General features: G+C 59.3%; 14 protein-coding genes. 9 read left to right on the top strand and 5 right to left on the bottom strand.

The window, feature by feature from the left end; all coding sequences use genetic code 11:
* Nucleotides 1-153 precede the first annotated feature (153 nt).
* Nucleotides 154-1,044: a LysR substrate-binding domain-containing protein gene (locus ABTV29_RS28365; RefSeq protein ID WP_433767838.1), complete on the bottom strand. Its 891-nt coding sequence runs from the start codon at nt 1,042-1,044 to the stop codon at nt 154-156.
* A gap of 120 nt (nt 1,045-1,164) precedes the next feature.
* On the opposite strand from ABTV29_RS28365, the gene ABTV29_RS28360 reads away from it, so the two are divergent.
* The 3 genes from ABTV29_RS28360 (at nt 1,165) to ABTV29_RS28350 (ending at nt 3,103) form a co-directional block, all read left to right on the top strand.
* Nucleotides 1,165-1,803, top strand: a complete 639-nt coding sequence (locus tag ABTV29_RS28360; protein ID WP_433767837.1) for an FMN-dependent NADH-azoreductase — start codon at nt 1,165-1,167, stop codon at nt 1,801-1,803.
* A complete protein-coding gene (locus ABTV29_RS28355) occupies nt 1,804-2,109 on the top strand; it encodes a DMT family transporter (RefSeq protein WP_095192092.1) in 306 nt (101 codons plus the stop codon). It abuts the gene before it with no gap.
* A gap of 103 nt (nt 2,110-2,212) precedes the next feature.
* Complete coding sequence (locus tag ABTV29_RS28350) at nt 2,213-3,103, top strand: alpha/beta fold hydrolase (protein ID WP_433767836.1); 891 nt, start codon at nt 2,213-2,215, stop codon at nt 3,101-3,103.
* Nucleotides 3,104-3,154: 51 nt separating this feature from the next.
* Here ABTV29_RS28350 and ABTV29_RS28345 read toward each other — a convergent pair whose 3' ends face one another.
* On the bottom strand, nt 3,155-4,081 hold the full coding sequence (locus ABTV29_RS28345) for a DMT family transporter (RefSeq protein WP_433767835.1): 927 nt from the start codon (nt 4,079-4,081) through the stop codon (nt 3,155-3,157).
* A gap of 96 nt (nt 4,082-4,177) precedes the next feature.
* On the opposite strand from ABTV29_RS28345, the gene ABTV29_RS28340 reads away from it, so the two are divergent.
* From ABTV29_RS28340 to ABTV29_RS28330, 3 genes are all read left to right on the top strand, one after another.
* Entirely contained in the window at nt 4,178-4,972 is a 795-nt protein-coding gene (locus ABTV29_RS28340) for an AraC family transcriptional regulator (protein WP_433767834.1), read from the top strand.
* Nucleotides 4,973-5,036: 64 nt separating this feature from the next.
* On the top strand, nt 5,037-5,342 hold the full coding sequence (locus ABTV29_RS28335; RefSeq protein WP_175375493.1) for a PsiF family protein: 306 nt from the start codon (nt 5,037-5,039) through the stop codon (nt 5,340-5,342).
* A 236-nt stretch (nt 5,343-5,578) separates the two neighbouring features.
* Complete coding sequence (locus ABTV29_RS28330; RefSeq protein WP_433767833.1) at nt 5,579-6,592, top strand: AI-2E family transporter; 1,014 nt, start codon at nt 5,579-5,581, stop codon at nt 6,590-6,592.
* Between the two features lie 115 nt (nt 6,593-6,707).
* On the opposite strand, the gene ABTV29_RS28325 is transcribed toward ABTV29_RS28330, so the two are convergent.
* Nucleotides 6,708-7,982 carry an Hsp70 family protein gene (locus ABTV29_RS28325; RefSeq protein WP_433767831.1) on the bottom strand — a complete coding sequence of 425 codons (1,275 nt, stop codon included), beginning with the start codon at nt 7,980-7,982 and terminating at the stop codon, nt 6,708-6,710.
* Between the two features lie 296 nt (nt 7,983-8,278).
* On the opposite strand from ABTV29_RS28325, the gene ABTV29_RS28320 reads away from it, so the two are divergent.
* Both ABTV29_RS28320 and ABTV29_RS28315 read left to right on the top strand, forming a co-directional pair.
* Nucleotides 8,279-9,226, top strand: coding sequence for a DnaJ C-terminal domain-containing protein (locus tag ABTV29_RS28320; RefSeq protein ID WP_433767830.1), 948 nt, complete (start codon nt 8,279-8,281; stop codon nt 9,224-9,226).
* A gap of 23 nt (nt 9,227-9,249) precedes the next feature.
* The gene (locus tag ABTV29_RS28315; protein WP_433767829.1) at nt 9,250-9,555 is read left to right on the top strand and encodes a chaperone modulator CbpM; all 306 of its coding nucleotides are present in this window, start codon (nt 9,250-9,252) and stop codon (nt 9,553-9,555) included.
* Between the two features lie 43 nt (nt 9,556-9,598).
* On the opposite strand, the gene ABTV29_RS28310 is transcribed toward ABTV29_RS28315, so the two are convergent.
* Nucleotides 9,599-10,432 carry an RHS repeat-associated core domain-containing protein gene (locus ABTV29_RS28310; protein ID WP_433767828.1) on the bottom strand — a complete coding sequence of 278 codons (834 nt, stop codon included), beginning with the start codon at nt 10,430-10,432 and terminating at the stop codon, nt 9,599-9,601.
* Nucleotides 10,433-10,595: 163 nt separating this feature from the next.
* Nucleotides 10,596-11,723 (bottom strand): sensor histidine kinase, encoded by a 1,128-nt coding sequence (locus ABTV29_RS28305; RefSeq protein ID WP_433767827.1) that lies wholly within the window; start codon nt 11,721-11,723, stop codon nt 10,596-10,598.
* 246 nt (nt 11,724-11,969) lie between these two features.
* On the opposite strand from ABTV29_RS28305, the gene ABTV29_RS28300 reads away from it, so the two are divergent.
* A complete protein-coding gene (locus ABTV29_RS28300) occupies nt 11,970-17,231 on the top strand; it encodes a dermonecrotic toxin domain-containing protein (protein WP_433767826.1) in 5,262 nt (1,753 codons plus the stop codon).
* Nucleotides 17,232-17,302 lie beyond the last annotated feature (71 nt).

The raw sequence follows: 17,302 nt of genomic DNA, 5'->3' as shown, positions 1-17,302 counted from the left end.
ACTTGGTTTGTGTGGCCAACCGGGTGGTTGCAAGTATTAGAATAAGTTCGGGCTGATGAAAGTCCATGTTTGGTTTGTAACTTTAAAATATAAGCAGGATTGGTGCGGTTTAAGTTTTCGTGATTTAGTTGGGTGCCGTGTTAAATAAATATGTCAGGCAGATATTGCCGCCTCTTCACGCAACCACGCAAAAAACGCCCGAACCGGTGGATGTCGCTCCCGTCCCGGCACGCACAATGCGCTGTAACCCGCGCCATCCACCTGCACATCGCCCCGATAAGGCATCAGTAATCCACTGGCCACGCTTTCGGACACCAGAATATTGCTCGCCAGCACCACCCCTTGTCCGGCAATTGCCGCTTGCAAGGCGTAATGCTCTTCATCGTACTCGCGCACGGCTGGCTGGCCGGTCAGCCAAGTCTCGCCGGACTGAGCACACCAGGCCTCCCAGCCGTGGGCATAGAGCTTGGAGTTGTGCCAGCGCACGCTGATCAGTGTTGGCGTGCGAGTGGCGGCGAGGTTCACTTGTTCCGGTGAGCCATAGACACCAAAGGTTTCATCGAACAGGCATTGCCCATACAGATTCGGGTAGTCATCAAGGCTGTAGCGCACCACCAGGTCGACGCTGGCGTCCTGATGCAGGTCGATGACTTCGCAATGGGTATCCAGGCGCAGGCTGATGTTCGGATGACGGGCGTAGAAGCGGCCCAGGCGCGGCACCAGCCACAGGGCGGCGAAGGCGGCGGTGGTGGAGATCGTCAGGCTTGCGCCGCTGCGTTGCGGGCGCAGGGTGTCGACGCTTTGCGCCACCTCTAGAAACGCGCCATGCAGGCTGTGGAACAGTCGCTCACCGCCTTCGGTCAGGCGCACCTGGCGTGGCAAGCGCTCGAACAACTGCACGCCGAGCCAGGTTTCCAGTGAACGGATCTGATGGGACACCGCCGTCGGGGTCACGGAAAGTTCTTCGGCGGCGGCTTTGAAACTCAGCAGGCGCGAAGCCGATTCAAAGGCACGCAGGGCGGTCAGCGGCAAAGAGGCAAACATGAACACTCCATGGATGAAATGGATTCATCCAAACTGATTTTTCCTCAGTTGAATAGGGGTAGCTGCAAGTTTCAAGCTGCAAGCCACAAGCAGTTTGAGTTTAGTCCCAAGGAGATTCAGATGAGTAAAATTCTTGCCGTTCATGCCAGCCCACGTGGTGAGCGTTCCCACTCACGGCGTTTGGCCGAAGTGTTTCTTTCAGCCTTGCAAGCACGCAGCCCGCACGCGCAACTGACCCGCCGCGAAGTCGGGCGGGCGCTGATCCCGCCGGTCAACGAGGCATTCGTGGCCGCGGCGTTTTACCCGGAGCCGGATGCGCGGCCACTGTCGATGCAAGCGGACCTGGCGTTCAGTGACGAACTGGTTGGCGAATTGCTGGGCCACGATCTGTTGGTGATTTCCACGCCCATGCACAACTTCAGCGTCCCCAGTGGCTTGAAAGCCTGGATTGATCAGATCGTGCGCATCGGCCTGACCTTCAACCACACCCTGGACAATGGCGTGGCCCAGTACGAGCCGTTGGTGCATGGCAAAAAGGCCTTGATCGTCACCAGCCGCGGTGGCTTCGGTTTCGGCCCGGGCGGTGAGCTGGAAGCCATGAACCACGCCGATCCTTTGCTGCGCACGGCATTGGGTTTTATCGGCATCACCGATGTCACGGTGGTTGCCGCCGAGGGTGAAGAGTCCGAAGCGCGCACCTTCGCGGTGTCCGCCGCCGAGGCCGAACAACGGCTGGTCGCGCTGGCCAGGGAGTTCTAGATGGCCTGGCTGTTTTTGCTGATCGCCGCCGGCTTCGAAGTCACCTTCGCCATGGGCATGAAGTACGCCGAAGGCTTCACCCGCCTGTGGCCGTCGTTGATCACCGTGGTGGCGGCGGTGGGCGGGGTGTACTTCCTGACCCTGGCCATGCGCGAGTTGCCGGTGAGCATCGCGTACCCGATCTGGACCGCCATCGGTTCGCTGGGCACGGTGTTTCTCGGGTTTGCGCTGTTGGGGGAAAGCCTCAGTGCAGTGAAGTTGCTGTCGGTCGGGCTGATCGTGGCGGGGGTCGTCGGGTTGAAGTAGGCGGATGTCATAGACTGCATGTTGAGTTGTCATCTTCGCTGGTGATGCTTGGCGGATGTCTTGCATCCCGTCTTGCATCCCCTCGACCACAAGGATGTCCAACATGCCGCAAGGTTGTGCCACGCGTTACCCGCTGGTGCTGGTCCCGGGAATGCTCGGGTTTGTCCGGCTGCTGCTCTATCCGTATTGGTACGGGATCATTCCGGCGTTGCGCCAGGGTGGTGCACAGGTATTCGCGGTGCAGGTCTCGCCCCTGCATTGCTGTGAGGTGCGCGGTGAGCAATTGCTGGCGCGGATCGAGGAAATCCTGCGCGAGACCGGGGCCGAGAAGGTCAACCTGATCGGCCACAGCCAGGGCGCCCTGACAGCCCGCTATGCGGCCGCCACGCGACCGGATCGGGTAGCGTCGGTCACCTCGGTGGCGGGGCCCAATCACGGCTCGGAGCTTGCCGATTACCTGCACACACACTATCCCCATGACAGCGTGCGAGGCCGGCTGTTGAGTGTTCTGATCCGGATGATCGCCGCGCTGATGAGCCTGCTGGAAACCGGTTATCGCGGGCCGAAGCTGCCGGTGGATATTCACGCTTCCCATCATTCACTCACCACCGAAGGCGTGGCGCTGTTCAATCAGCGTTATCCACAAGGGTTGCCCGAGACGTGGGGCGGGCATGGGCCGCCGCAAGTGAATGGCGTTCGCTATTACTCCTGGTCGGGCACCCTGCAACCCGGCAAGACCAACCGTGGGCGCAACCTGCTCGATGGCACCAACCGCAGTTGCCGATTGTTCGCCAGAACCTTCGTGCGCGAGGCTGGGCATTGCGACGGGATGGTCGGGCGTTACAGTTCGCATCTGGGCACGGTGATTGGCGATGACTACCCGCTGGACCATTTCGATATCGTCAATCAGTCGCTGGGGCTGGTGGGGAAGGGGGCGGAGCCGATCCGGTTGTTTGTCGAGCATGGGGCTCGACTCAAGGCGGCAGGGCTTTAGACCGCGTTATCGTTCATCGCGAGCAGGCTCGCTCCCACAGGGGAATGCATTTCAAAGTATGGGAGCGAGCCTGCTCGCGATGAGGCCGTGTAAGGTGACGCTGACCTTACGCCCCAGCACAGTGGTCCACCGCTCCGAAACAATCACCCCGCCCAACGTCAACACCCCACCCACGAGGTGATAAACCGCCAGCTGCTCGCGCAGCACCACCGCCGCGATCAACGCAGTCATCACCGGCAGCAAATTGAAGAACAGCGTGGTCCGGCTCGGTCCCAGGCGTACCACCGCCTGCATCCACGCCAGTGGCGCGAGCATCGATGCCAGCAGGCACGCATACAGCACCAGCGGGATGTTCTGCAGGGTCAGGCCGATTTTCGGTGAGATGAGAAACAGCGGAAACAGCACCACCACCGCCACCAGCACCTGCAAATACAAGAGCACCAGCGGTGGCAATTTCAGCTGCCATTTTTTCAGCAGGGTGCTGTAGACCGCGTAGGCGAGCGTGGCGACCAGCATCATCGCATCGCCCAGGTTCACCCCATGTTCCAGCAGCACCGCGAGGCTGCCGGAGGAAACGACCACCAATACCCCGGCGAACGACAGCACTGCACCGGCCAGCGCACCGGCGGTCAGGCGCTGGCCGAGGCTGATGATCGCCATGGCCAGGGACATAAGCGGCATCAGCGACAGGATGATGCCCATGTTGGTGGCCGAGGTCAGGGCCGCGGCGAAATACGCCAGGCTCTGATAAACCGCCATGCCCAGTACACCAAGAATGAAAACCTTGCCCAGGTTCGGGCGAATCGCCGGCCAGTGGGTAATCACCGGTTTGAGCATGAAGGGGGTGAACAGCAGGCCGGCGAGCAGCCAGCGATAAAAACCGATCTCGGCGGGGAAGATCGACCCGGCCGACATTTTGGTGACGACGGTGTTGCCGGCCCAGATAAAAATGGCCAGCAGGGGATACGCATATTGCATCGGGAGAAACCAAAACGTTAATGAGGGGCAATTATCCCCTGTCCGGATGCAGGCCTATACTTCGATCCAGACAACCCGCCCCTGATTTCGGACAGCATGACCAGCCAACACATCGATCTCCTGGAATTCACTGAACTGCCGGCCCCGGTGTACTTCCGCTACGCCGATTTTGACGCGCACCGCTTTGCCTCGGCCCATCGACACCCCTGGGGCAGCCTGGAGTATGCGGCCCATGGCGTGTTGCACATGGAGATCGAAGGCAGCCGCTTCATGTCACCGCCACAGTACGCCGTGTGGGTCCCGCCCGAGACCGAGCACAGTTTCTACAGCCACCAACCGGTCAACTACCGCGCGGTCTGCCTTGCGCCGACCATATGTCGCGATCTGCCGCCGCAGGCCTGCACCCTGGCCATCAGCGACATTCTCAAGGCGATCCTCAAGGACTTCGCCGCGCGCGATGTACAGGTTCCCGAGCGAGACGCGGACCAACGCCTGGCCCAGGTGCTGGTGGATCAATTGCAACAGGCCCCCGTGCATGAGTGCTATCTGCCCTACGCCAGTAGCCCCGGTCTGCTGGGCATTCTCGAAGCCCTGCAGAACGATCCCGGGGATAACCGGCCATTGGCGGATTGGGCTTTGCTGATTCATGTGAGTGAACGCACCCTGGCGCGGCAATTCGTCCGCGAACTGGGCATGAGCTTCGGCGAGTGGCGCCAGCGCCTGCGGTTTCTCGCCGCCATTGAGGCCCTGGACAGCCAGCGCAGCATTCAGGAAATCGCCTTCGACATGGGCTACAGCACGGGCTCGGCGTTTATCGCGATGTTCCAGCGCCAGGCCGGGTGTACACCGGAGCAGTATCGACGGAGCCATTTGGAGGGCAGGAATGTGTAACAGGCTTTGTCTACACTCCAGAGCAAGGCCGTTCCCCTCGGTGCGGCGACAAGGAGAAAACTCCATGAAGATGCTGCGTGTCCCTTTGTTGATGATCGGGTTGCTGCTCTGCTCTCAGGGCTTCGCCGCCACTGAACAACAGAACAAGATGACCACCTGCAACGCCGACGCCACCGCAAAAAGCCTCAAGGGCGATGAACGCAAAGCCTTCATGAGCAATTGCCTCAAAGCGGCCCCGGCGGCCAACGATGCCAAGGCCCTGACCCCGCAGCAGGAAAAGATGAAAACCTGTAACGCCGATGCCGCGACCAAGGCCTTGAAGGGTGATGAGCGCAAGGCGTTCATGAGTGATTGCCTGAAGAAAAAATAACCACAGGACTTTTAGTTGAGTGAGTTGGGAGGGCCTCATCGCGAGCAGGCTCGCTCCCACATTTGTCCTGTGCATGCAGTTCCATTGTGGGAGCGAGCCTGCTCGCGATAGGGCCGGTGAAGTCGCTGCAAAAAAACCGACTGCCCCCGACCAAGGTCGCCCCACACAATCCCTAGTGCTGTCACCGGAACGCTGGCAGACTGCCAATCCTTTTACGCTGTTCGCTTTGAGGCTGTATGCCAACGTTTTCTCAACGTCATGTATTGCTGGTGATCAGCTGGATCATCATTTTTGGCGGACTGCTGCTGGTGATCCCGCTGCGGCTGTTGCCCAGCCTGCTGGCCGGGTTGCTGGTGTTCGAACTGGTCAACATGCTCACCCCGCAGTTGCAACGACTGATCGAAGGTCGGCGCGCGCGCTGGCTCGCGGTGGCCTTGCTGGGGACATTGATTGTCAGTGTGTTGACGCTGATCTTCGCCGGCGCCATCAGCTTTCTGCTGCACGAGGCGGAAAACCCCGGCGCCTCTCTCGACAAGTTCATGGGCGTGGTCGACCGTGCCCGCGGGCAACTGCCACCCTTCATCGATGCCTACCTGCCGGCCAGTGCCGCCGAGTTTCGTGTGGCGATTGGCGAGTGGATCAGTAAACACCTCAGTGACTTGCAACTCGTAGGCAAGGACGCGGCGCACATGTTCGTGACGCTGCTGATCGGCATGGTGCTGGGGGCGATCATCGCCTTGCAGCGCATTCCGGACCTGACCAAGCGCAAGCCTTTGGCCGCCGCACTGTTCGATCGTCTGCACCTGCTGGTCCAGGCCTTTCGCAATATCGTCTTCGCGCAGATCAAGATTTCCCTGCTCAACACCTTCTTCACCGGTATCTTCCTGGCCGTGGTGCTGCCGATGTTCGGTATCAAGCTGCCACTGACCAAGACCCTGATCGTCCTGACCTTCCTGCTCGGCCTGCTGCCGGTGATCGGCAACCTGATGTCGAACACACTGATCACCATCGTCGGCCTGTCGTTGTCGATCTGGGTGGCCATGGCGGCGCTGGGTTACCTGATCTTTATCCACAAGCTCGAATACTTTCTCAACGCGCGCATTGTCGGCGGGCAGATCAGTGCCAAGTCCTGGGAGTTGCTGCTGGCGATGCTGGTGTTCGAAGCCGCGTTCGGCTTGCCGGGGGTGGTGGCGGGGCCGATTTACTACGCGTACCTGAAGAGTGAGTTGAAGCAGGTGGGGATGGTTTGATCGGGCAGATCTTCATTGCCTGACAGGGCCCCATCGCGAGCAGGCTCGCTCCCACAGGAGCATGCGATCAACTGTGGGAGCGAGCCTGCTCGCGATAGGGGCGCCTCGGACTGGATCAGTCCATCGAGCCGTAACGCTTGGCCGCTTCAATGGCCAAACCGCTACCGATACTGCCAAAGATGTTTCCTTCCACATGCCGCGCATTCGGCAGCATCGCCGACACGCTGTTGCGCAGCGCCGGAATCCCGCTGGAACCACCGGTGAAGAACACCGTATCCACCTGATCGAACCCGACATTGGCGTCTGTCAGCAACTGGCTCACGCTGTTGCGCACGCGCTCGAGCAAATTGTCGATGGCCGATTCGAACAGCACGCGGGTCAGCTCCACGCTCAAGCCGGTCTCGATGCGATCCAGTGGCACCACGCGGCTGTCGCTGTAGGTCAGTTCGATCTTGGTTTCTTCCGTCAGCATCGCCAGCCAGTGCCCGGCGCGCTGTTCGATCAGCTTGAACAGGCGATCGATGCCGCCGGTGTCCTCGATGTCGTAGCGCATGCTGCCCAGCGCCAGTTGCGACTTCTGTGAATACACCGAGTTGATGGTGTGCCAGGTGGCCAGGTTCATGTGGTGGCTGGTGGGCATGTAGGCGCCGCTCTTCATCCGGCTGCCGTAGCCGAAGAGTGGCATCAGGCCTTGCAGGCTCAGTTGCTTGTCGAAGTCGGTCCCGCCGATGTGCACACCGCCGGTGGCCAGGATGTCATCCTGGCGGTCAGCCACGCCCCGACGTTCAGGGGAGAGGCGCACCAGGGAAAAGTCGGACGTACCACCGCCGATGTCGACGATCAGTACCAGCTCTTCCTTTTCGATGGTCGACTCATAGTCGAAGGCTGCGGCAATCGGCTCGAACTGGAAGGAGACTTCCTTGAAGCCGATTTTGCGCGCCACTTCCACCAGGGTGTCTTCGGCTTCCTTGTCGGCCACCGGGTCTTCGTCGACGAAAAACACCGGGCGGCCCAGCACCACTTCTTCGAATTCCCGACCGGCGGTGGCTTCGGCGCGGCTCTTGAGCTGGCCGATGAACAGGCCGAGCAGGTCCTTGAACGGCATGGCCGTGCCGAGGACGCTGGTGTCGTGTTTGATCAGCTTGGAACCCAACAGGCTCTTGAGCGAGCGCATCAGGCGGCCTTCGTAGCCTTCCAGGTACTCGTGCAGCGCCAGTCGGCCATAGACCGGGCGGCGTTCTTCGAGGTTGAAGAAGACCACCGAGGGCAGGGTGATCTTGTCATCCTCCAGCGCAATCAGCGTTTCCATGCCGGGGCGCAGCCAGCCGACGGTGGAGTTGGACGTGCCGAAGTCGATACCGCAGGCACGGGCTGGGGAGGCGTTTTTCATGTCTTTCAGGTTCCGGTTAAAAAACGGCCGCGCAGTGTATGTCAGTGCGGCGCAGAATCGAAGGCCGGTTATCCGCTAAATCTTGCCGTTCAACGCTTGAAAGAAGTGCCATCACCCCCAAACTACCCTGCATCAACCGGACAGCCACGGGATGAACGCAAGTCACCCCGTCCGCTGCCGATAAACTTCTGATGCGCTACCCGGTCACAATCCTGAGATCGGTCAACTTGTGTGCAGCCAAATGGCGCATGCTGTGGCAGGTGGCGCGATTTCGATAACGGATGGTGATTCCCGCGATGGACTTCAAAGACTATTACAAGATTCTCGGCGTGGAGCCGACAGCTGACGACAAGGCGATCAAGGCGGCCTATCGCAAGCTGGCGCGCAAATACCACCCCGACGTCAGCAAGGAAAAGGACGCCGAAGCCAAGTTCAAGGACGCCTCGGAAGCCTATGAAGCGCTGAAAAGCGCCGACAAGCGCGCCGAATACGACGAATTGCGCCGCTATGGCCAGCATGGCCAACCGTTCCAGGGACCACCGGGCTGGCAGAGCCGTGGCGGTTTTGGCGGCGGAGGTCAAGACACTGGCGATTTTTCGGACTTCTTCAGTTCGATCTTCGGTAACCGTGGCCCCGGTTTTGGTGGCGGTGGCCAGTCGCGTCGCAGCACCGGTCGTCGTGGGCAGGACGTGGAAATGGAGCTGGGGGTTTTCCTCGAGGAAACCCTGTCCAACGAATCGAAGAAAGTCACCTTCCAGGTACCGCACTACAACGCGGCAGGCCAGCACGTCAGCAACACCCCTAAAAGCCTGAACGTGAAGATCCCCGCCGGTGTGAGCGACGGCGAACGCATCCGCCTCAAAGGGCAGGGCGCGCCAGGGGTTGGCGGTGGCGCCAATGGCGATCTGTACCTGACCATTCGTTTTGCGCCGCACCCCAAGTTCGATGTCGAAGGTGAAAACCTGATCATCACGTTGCCGCTGGCGCCCTGGGAGCTGGCGCTGGGCACCGAAGTCGCGGTGCCGACCCTGACCGGCAAGATCAATCTCAAGGTCCCGGCCGGCAGCCAGAATGGCCAGCGCATGCGCGCCAAGGGCCACGGCCTGTTGAACAAGGCCGGTGAGCGCGGTTTCCTGTTCGTGCAACTGAAGGCCGTCATGCCGAAAAAATCCGACGATGACATCAAGGCCCTGTGGCAGGAACTGGCGAAGAAAGCCGCGTTCGATCCGCGAGAGCATTTCTGATTGGAACCAAGGAGTCACTGACCATGAGCAGTCCCCTGATCGTTCAACTGGACCTGACAGAATTCTGTGAGGCGACCGACCTGTCGGACGTCTACGTGATCGAAATCGTCGAACACGGCATCCTCGAACCTCAGGGGGCGGCTCCCAAGGACTGGCGTTTCACCGATTACGAGCTGGCGCTGGCCAAGCGCGCCGCGAAGTTGCGTCATGATCTGGAGCTGGACTGGGAAGGCGTCGCCCTGGCGCTGGACCTGCTCGAAGAGGTCCAACTGCTACGGGCGGAGAACCGTATGCTCAAGCAGCGGCTGGGGCGGTTGGTGGTGGAGTAGGTTTTCTCACAGAGCTTCCGTGCTCAAATTCACGCTTGCAGCTTCACGACTTCATTGTTTTTCGGATCGAACGTACGATTTGTTTCATATTCATTTTTTCAACGCTGGTTTGTGTTGGATTACCAGCGTCGTCATATCTCACAGAGTACTCACGTGTGCCGCCGCCTTTGAGGGCTCTTCGTGGTGGAAGAGGAGCGGGGGGGAACTTAAAGGGTTGGCTCCTCCAGACCTCATTATCATTTATATGCACCTGCCCCCCCGTATCATTGACTCGGGGCAGTTGCTTTGAGGGAATTGGAAGAGGCGTTTTGCGCGAAGGTCCGTAGTCGATGAAGTTGCGTTCGGACACAATGGTTTCGGTAAGAGACTCCCTGGTGAGCGCTGGTATGGTTTTGGATGTGGCTTCGGGCGGAGCTGTAGAGGCCATTTCAGCGGCATTGGAGATGAGAGGGCTCAAGCTAGAAGTACTGGTTGTCCTGGTTACAGATTCGTTCCCCAGCTTTCCAAAAAGCTTCGGCATTCTAAACATATGCCCTGTAGGATCCGTTAAGTTCCTCGGATCCCCCCCACAATATGCATAAGCATTAAACCCACCTTTCCCAAACGGACTCCAACTGTCCGGACTGTGAAAACGCATCAGTATCGGGTTGTAGGCACGGTAGCCTTTGCCCAGCAAATACCAGCCGAAAATTCTCTCGCACAATTCACCGTTGAACCCCAAATGCGCGGCTATTTCCTGCTGCGCGGACCGGTAGCCATATAGGGCATAAGCGATGGAGTTGCGCTGCCCTCCCGCGAGTTCGGCATGTATCGAGTTTTTGTCGTCGGGCGCCAGCAGTATCGTGCGTGTCTGGCTAGCAGAGGGCAGGTTGGGCATGTTGAAGCCGTCCTTGATCGGGGACTTGGAGCGATGCTCTCAGTTTGACTCGACCAGGAAAGGCTGGGAACTAGCAGAACTGATAGTGAGAAGTCGCCCTGTTGCCGGTTCTGAAATTTCATTTTGGCCCGCATGGCCCCTTCGCGAACCTGCTCGCGAAGTGTCACACCTTTCTTGGCAACATCACGGTAAACAACGTTCCGTCGGTTTCGTTCGAACTGACCTCAATCGTCCCTCCGTGCGCATCCACCACTTCCTTGACGATGAACAACCCCAGCCCCAGGCTGGTGGAGGGTTGGCCGAGTTCTTCGTCGGCGCTGCGCACCAGCGGATCGAAAATGGTGCCGATGGACTCTTCGGCAATCGGCGCCCCGTAGTTATGCACAGTCAGGCGAACAGTCTCTGGCAAGCCGGTGAGCGTCACTGTGACATTGCGATTGTTCGAACCATGCTGCAGCGCGTTGCCGATCAGGTTTTGCAGCAGTTGAGCCAGTCGCGCGCCGTCCCACACGCCCTGCGTATCCCCCTCGACGACCACCTGCGGATCGCACTCCGGGTTACCGGCACAGGCGAGTGCGATCGCCGCGTGCGTCGCGCCGGCCAGGTCCATGGGCGCCGGTTCGATTGGCAGGCTTTTGCCCAGGCGACTGCGCACCAGTTCCAGCAAATCACTGACCATCGCCGCCATGTGCCGGGCGCCGTGTTTGATGTTGTTGACACAAACCAGCGCATCGCCCTCCAGCGCAGCTTTGCGCAGCAGTATTTCGGTGGACATGCTCACCGCCTGCAACGGCGCACGCAGGTCATGGCCGAGAATCGCCAGGAAGATATCCCGCGAGCGATTGACCTGTTCGGCGTAGGCCGCGGTGGATTCGGCGAGCGCTTCGTCGATGGCTTCGTTGAAGCGGATCATGTCCTGGATGTGCGCCATATCCGGTGATTCCAGGCTGTTTACCCACAGGCGAATCACGCAGGCCCGCAAGTGGCGGAATTCACTGGTCATCTGTATCAGGTCGAACCCCACGGTATGCCGCAACTCGCCATGGCTGGCGCCGGCTTCGTCCAGGCTTGGGGTCTTTTCCGGGCCTTCGCCCTTGGCCTTGGCCATCTGTTCGCTGACGCTCTGTGGCTTGCACATGTCCCGCGCTGCGGCCAGCAAAATCGCCCTGGCGTGGTCACGCAGGCCCACCCGGTCAAGGTATTCGGCGGCGGGCGTGAGGGTGCTGGCGAAGTGTTCCCACTCTTCGACGATGCGGTCCACCTGTTGCCGGATGAAATCGGGTAATCGCATGGGTGGGTTCCTGGGCACATGAAGGCGAGACGAGTCGAAATAGTAGCCCCTTTGCGCCGGGAGTAAACCTGCCACAGGGCGGACGCACAGTGAGCCGCTTTGGGGGTGGTACGGACCTATATCAATCCCTTTGCTTTTCGAATGATGAGCCTGTCCATTGCGCTTGAACGGCCAACAATTCGAACTTTTTATTTACCGGGTCATGAATAGTCTATTGGCTCCACTATTCATTGGAAGGTTTGAACCATGTCCGATTTGCAAGGAAGCAACCCGGCGAACACCCTCTCTTCAACCAGCGTTGAACGGGGTATTCATGAGCAACGAGTGACTGAAGTCATTCCCGCTGCAATTAAAAATGCATCACCCGCCACCCTTGAGTCGATGTTGAAACTCAAGGCAAGCATGCCTGACTGGTACATCCAGCTACCGGAGAGTGACCGGCAACATTTGAAAGCCTTGATCGATGAGCGCTGGCGTTTGCAGGGGGAGTTCGATCGACTGCTGGTTGACCTGCAAAGCGATATCGATGCCTTTGCCAAGCGGTTGCTGAAGACCTCGTTGCAGGCCAACTTCAACAGCTTTGAAGACCCCGAAACGCTGTCACTGCACCTTGAAGTGCCGGACACCCTCATCTTCGGCATCGATAAGGGCGCCACGCGTATACGCCGCAGCTCGCTGCTCGCCGCAGCGCTACACAATTTCGAAGAAGCGGAAACCCAAGAGGGGGCGTTCAGGAGCGGTTCGGGTGTTTTCCGCACCAGCCCTCAAGGAACTCCGATACGAATAAAGGCCATCACACCGGCACGGTTCGCCAGCCTGTGCCGGCGACTGGACATCGGTGCGCAGTATCAAACCCATATCCAGGCAAAGCTCGCACCCACCGACCCCATTGCCGAGCGCACATTGCGTGAACGCTCGATTGCCAGTGAAAAGGCCGCCTTCAGGTCATCGGCGTTCATCGCTCGCCTCAAAGGCGATATCAGCGTCGATGCCTTCAACCGGCTGCAGGACATCGCCAAAGATAAAAAAGACCCCAGGCTCCATGGCTTGCCCCTGCGCAACCACCGGTTGTCGCTGATGGGTTTTCGCCTGACATCCATCGTATTGTTCAGCGCCGTGGGCGAGCCTTCGGCATTGAAAAACGCTGTGGATGCCATGACGCCCGCCAGCCTGAAATTCTGGACAGACTGGTCTCGGCGAATTCCGGGTTTATCCGGCGACGCCTATGAGCAATACAAACTGGTCCAGGCTTTTTTCGCCAATGGCCCAACCGGCGTCGCAGAGGAAATGCTGCGCAGTGATGACATCTACAATCAGAGCCGTCTGGCCGGCACCGTGATCGCCTATATTCCCGACGACCCTGACCATCCGCTCAAGGAATATGCCTCTCTGACCGAGTTCATGAAGGCATTGATCGGCCAACTGCGCGACCCGCAATACCAGGCGTTTTTCAGCCGGTTCGTGGCGCAGAAGGACAAAGGCCATTTTTTTGCCCGGGTCAACGAACGGCTCAAGACCATCACCTGGCATCAACGGGAGCCACTGGACATGGGACCCTGGTGGCGCGAAACCGCCATCGAGAATCCGAACGCCGAACCCATCACCAACCTGATCATCGATGACCTGTGGATCTCGCTGTTCCAGGAGCGGCGGGCCAAGGTTATCCGCGATGCGCGATTCATCGCTGTGCCAACCGGCGATGAAGATGCAATCAGTCGCTGGAAGCGATTGACCAGCTACCTGGACATCGGCTGGAACGTCTTCACCTTCGCGGCGATGCTGGTGCCCGGATTGAACGAGGTGGTGCTGGGCATCATGGTGGCGCAGATGTTGGCGGAACTGGCCGAAGGCGTTGAGGACTGGAGCAAGGGCGACAAAGAAGAGGCGTCGACCTACATCAACGGTGTGTTGATCAACTTCGCCCAATTCACATTGATGGGCGCGGGGTATGTTCTGCCCAAGGCACCCGTGGCTCTTTCGCCCTTCGTCGAAAACCTCAAACCGGTGGAGATCAATGGCAAGGAACGCCTGTGGAACCCGGACCTGTCGCCCTACGAGCATCAGGTGCTCTTGCCGCAAGCCTCGCAGCCCAACGAGCTGGGCCTTTATCAGCATGAGGGCAAGGAAGTCCTGCGGCTCGAAGACAAGCACTACGTGGTGGTGAAGGACGCGCAGAGTGAATTGCATCGCCTCGTGCATCCACAGCGGCCAGAGGCCTATCAACCCCTTGTCGGGCACAACAATGCCGGAAGCTGGAAGACTGAAATCGATCGCCCCCTGGCGTGGGACAAGACGCGCCTGCTGAGGCGATTGGGAGCGGCCACGGATACGCTGTCCGATCAAACCCTCGAGCAGGTCCTGACCGTCAGTGGCGTCGAGGAAAGCGCACTGCGCAGGATGCATGTCGAGCACGAAGCACCGCCCGCGTTGCTGCTCGACTCTCTCGAACGATTCAAGGTTTATGCGCAGGCCGGCGAACTTGCAAAGCAAATACTGGCCGGGCGGATTCCGCAAGCGCTGGAGGACGTCCTGCCCGCGTTCCTGGTCGAGCTGCCGCGCTGGCCAGAATCACGGGGTATAGCCTTGGTCGATGCCGCAATGGATGGCGCGTCCCACGATTTCGGCAATGTCGATCTCAAGCCTCAACAACGGATCAAACTGACGCGGGCTGAACTGCGGGCGGGCCTCTTGCCGCAACGTGTGATCGAGCGTTTCAGTGAGCAGGAGATTCATGAATTGCTTGGCCAGGGCATTTCAAGTGACAGGCAGGTGCGTATCAACGAGCTGCGAAGCCGACTGGTCAGGCAGGCCGAACGAAATCGCCGACGCGTATTCGAAACCCTCTACAGGCAAAAGGATGTGTCCAGCAATGCCAACGTGCTGCTGTTACGCGACGACTTCCCACAGATGCCCGTGGTGGTCGCTGAAGCCTTGTTGCGCGATGCCACTGCCGAGGAGCTTGGTCACCTGTCGCAAAAGCGCCGTGTGCCTCTTGGTCTGCGCGAGCGAGCGCGAACAGCACAGGCGCTAGTGCGATCCAGCCGCGCTTACGAGGGCCTGTATCTGGAATCGCTGGAGGACAGCGATACACGTCGGTTGGAGCTGGCGTCGCTGGCCGTCATACCGGGTTGGTCGACCAACGTGCGCATCGAGATTCGTGCCTTTTCATTTACCGGCGAATTGCAAGCCAGCGTCGGGCCGGAAGATGCCCCGATCCGCAAAGTCCTTTTTGTCGATGAGTCGGGCCGTTATCACGCACGGGATGAACAAGGGCTGCATCTGCATAGTGCCGATGACTTCTATGCCTCTGTGCTGCATGCCCTGCCAGACGCCGAGCGCAAGACCCTCGGGTTTGAAATCCATGAAGGTGACAAGCTCAAGCAGGCGCTGCAGCGCTCGCCGTTGAGTCATGAGCGATTCGCCTCTGTTCTGGAACGGCATCCGATTCGCAAGCCAACCTATGATCCGCAAACGATGCGGTTGCGCGGCGGCATGCCGTTTTTTTCGCGCAAAGTCAGTCGACATACACCGCGTCAGCGCATGGGCTGGCTGTATCCGGGGTTATCCGAAGCGCAGCTGGACGAAATGCTCTCCGGCTTCGGTGGTGCCGCCGGTGAACGTCTCAAGGCGCTGGAGGACGAGTTCGATCAGTTGGAGCGATCACTCAAGCGCTTTGTGAATGCACCCGTCACCGTGCCGGGCAACAGGCTTGCTGCGAGAGAAATTCAAGCAAGGCAGGCACTCAGTAACGCCCTCAGGCAGTGCTGGCAAAGGACGGGGCCGGCAGGCATCGAAGTCCCTGGCATTGCCCATCCACAAATGCTTGATCTGAATGGGCAAGCCATGGGCCGGCACCTTGCGAGCATGCCCAGGCTGACCGCCAATTTCGATCACGTTACCAGTCTGAGCGTGCGCAACGCCGGCCTGCAGGCGAACCAGTCGCACTTTCTGGGGTATTTCCGCCAACTGCGCTACCTGGACGCCAGTGCGAATCTGCTCAACGGCTTGCCACCGGCCATTGGCGAAATGATCTGGCTCGAAGATTTGGTGTTGAACGACAACCGCATCGAACTGACCCATCAAGCGGTGGCGCACCTGAAGGGCCTGGCTCGTCTCAGGTCCCTGGGGTTGAGGGGCAACCCATTGAGACTCTCTCCCGATATCAGCCGAATGCGCGAACTGCATATTCTGATTCTGGAAAATACTGGTATCGACAGTTGGCCGACAGGCCTGTTTGCGCAATCGCGCCCGCGTAACTTTTACCTGGATATGCGGCGCAATCCGATCAGTCGTCTACCGGACGTTGCGCCTGGTTCGTTCCGTGCCGAGTTGCTGGCTCGTACCCTGTTGAGTCGCGACTTCGAATGGCTGTCCCCGGAAAACCTGGACACCCTCAGGCACTACACCGAGTCGGTCGGCCTGGACCCCGAGCGTCGTTATCCCCCCAGAAGCACCCTGGACAGCGTTCAATGGGCCGAGGGTATGCCCGTTCAATGGCAGACAAGGCAGCCAATCTGGGACGCGGTCGAGGATGAGTACAACTCCGAACATTTTTTCGATGAAATCAGGCGATTGACCCAATCAGCGGACTTCAACGCCGGTGGCCTGTATCGACGAGAGTTGACGGCGAAGGTCTGGCGCATGCTCGAGGCCATGGCAAAAGACAGCGAATTGCGCACGACGATCTTTGCCGAAGCGGTGGCGCGAACGCAGTGTGTCGACGGGGCGACACAGTTGTTCAATATCCTGGGTATGAAGGTGCTGGTTCACGAAGCGTATGGGTTGGCGAACCCCGCTCTGATCGAAGCCGAGCTGGTCGGCCTGGCCAAAGGGAAATCCCGACTGGACGAGCTCGAAAGAATTGCCGAGCACCATATCGCCGAGCGCATTGCCAAAGGAGAGCGGATCCGTCGGGTAGGAGCCGACGGTAACGTGACCGGGAGCATTGATGTCGTCGAGGTCCATCTGGCGTTTACCACCGAACTGGCCAGGCCCGAGGCGGAAAAAGGCCTCGACTTGCCCTGGCAGGCACGCACCATGCAATTTCGCGAAATGGCCGGCGTGTCTTTGCCGATGATTGAGAATGCTCGACTGCGAGTGCTGGCACTGGAGGAGGGCAACTTGCTGCGTGACTCGATCGCCGCCCAGCCTTTCTGGAAGGAGTATGTGCAAGGATCCCACCGTGCACGCTTCAGGCAATTTGATCGACAGATGAATGCACTGTACGAGTACAAAACAGCACTGGATGAGCGAGCCCTCGGTTCCAGCCTGTCCCCTGAGGAAAAAGACGCTCTGAAAACCCGGATCAGGACATTGGCTTTTGAACTGGGCAAACCGGAAAGCGATTTCGCGCCGGGTCGGGTCATGAGCGACGATGAATTTGCAGGGCAATACGATGCGCTCAGAACCGAGAAGGACAATTTGCTCAAGTTGCTGACACAACAAGCGATGGAACGGGCAAAACTGCGAAGGATGGAAATGCCCTTCACCATTGAAACATCCCGCTGAAGACAATCACTGCTGACAATGCTCGGCCCGGTTACACCCGTGTACCTCAGTTGAAACCACCGTGCATGGCG

Source organism: Pseudomonas putida, assembly GCF_050989985.1.
In the GTDB taxonomy this organism is placed as follows: domain Bacteria; phylum Pseudomonadota; class Gammaproteobacteria; order Pseudomonadales; family Pseudomonadaceae; genus Aquipseudomonas; species Aquipseudomonas putida_AI.
This window is presented reverse-complemented; position numbering and strand designations above follow the sequence as displayed.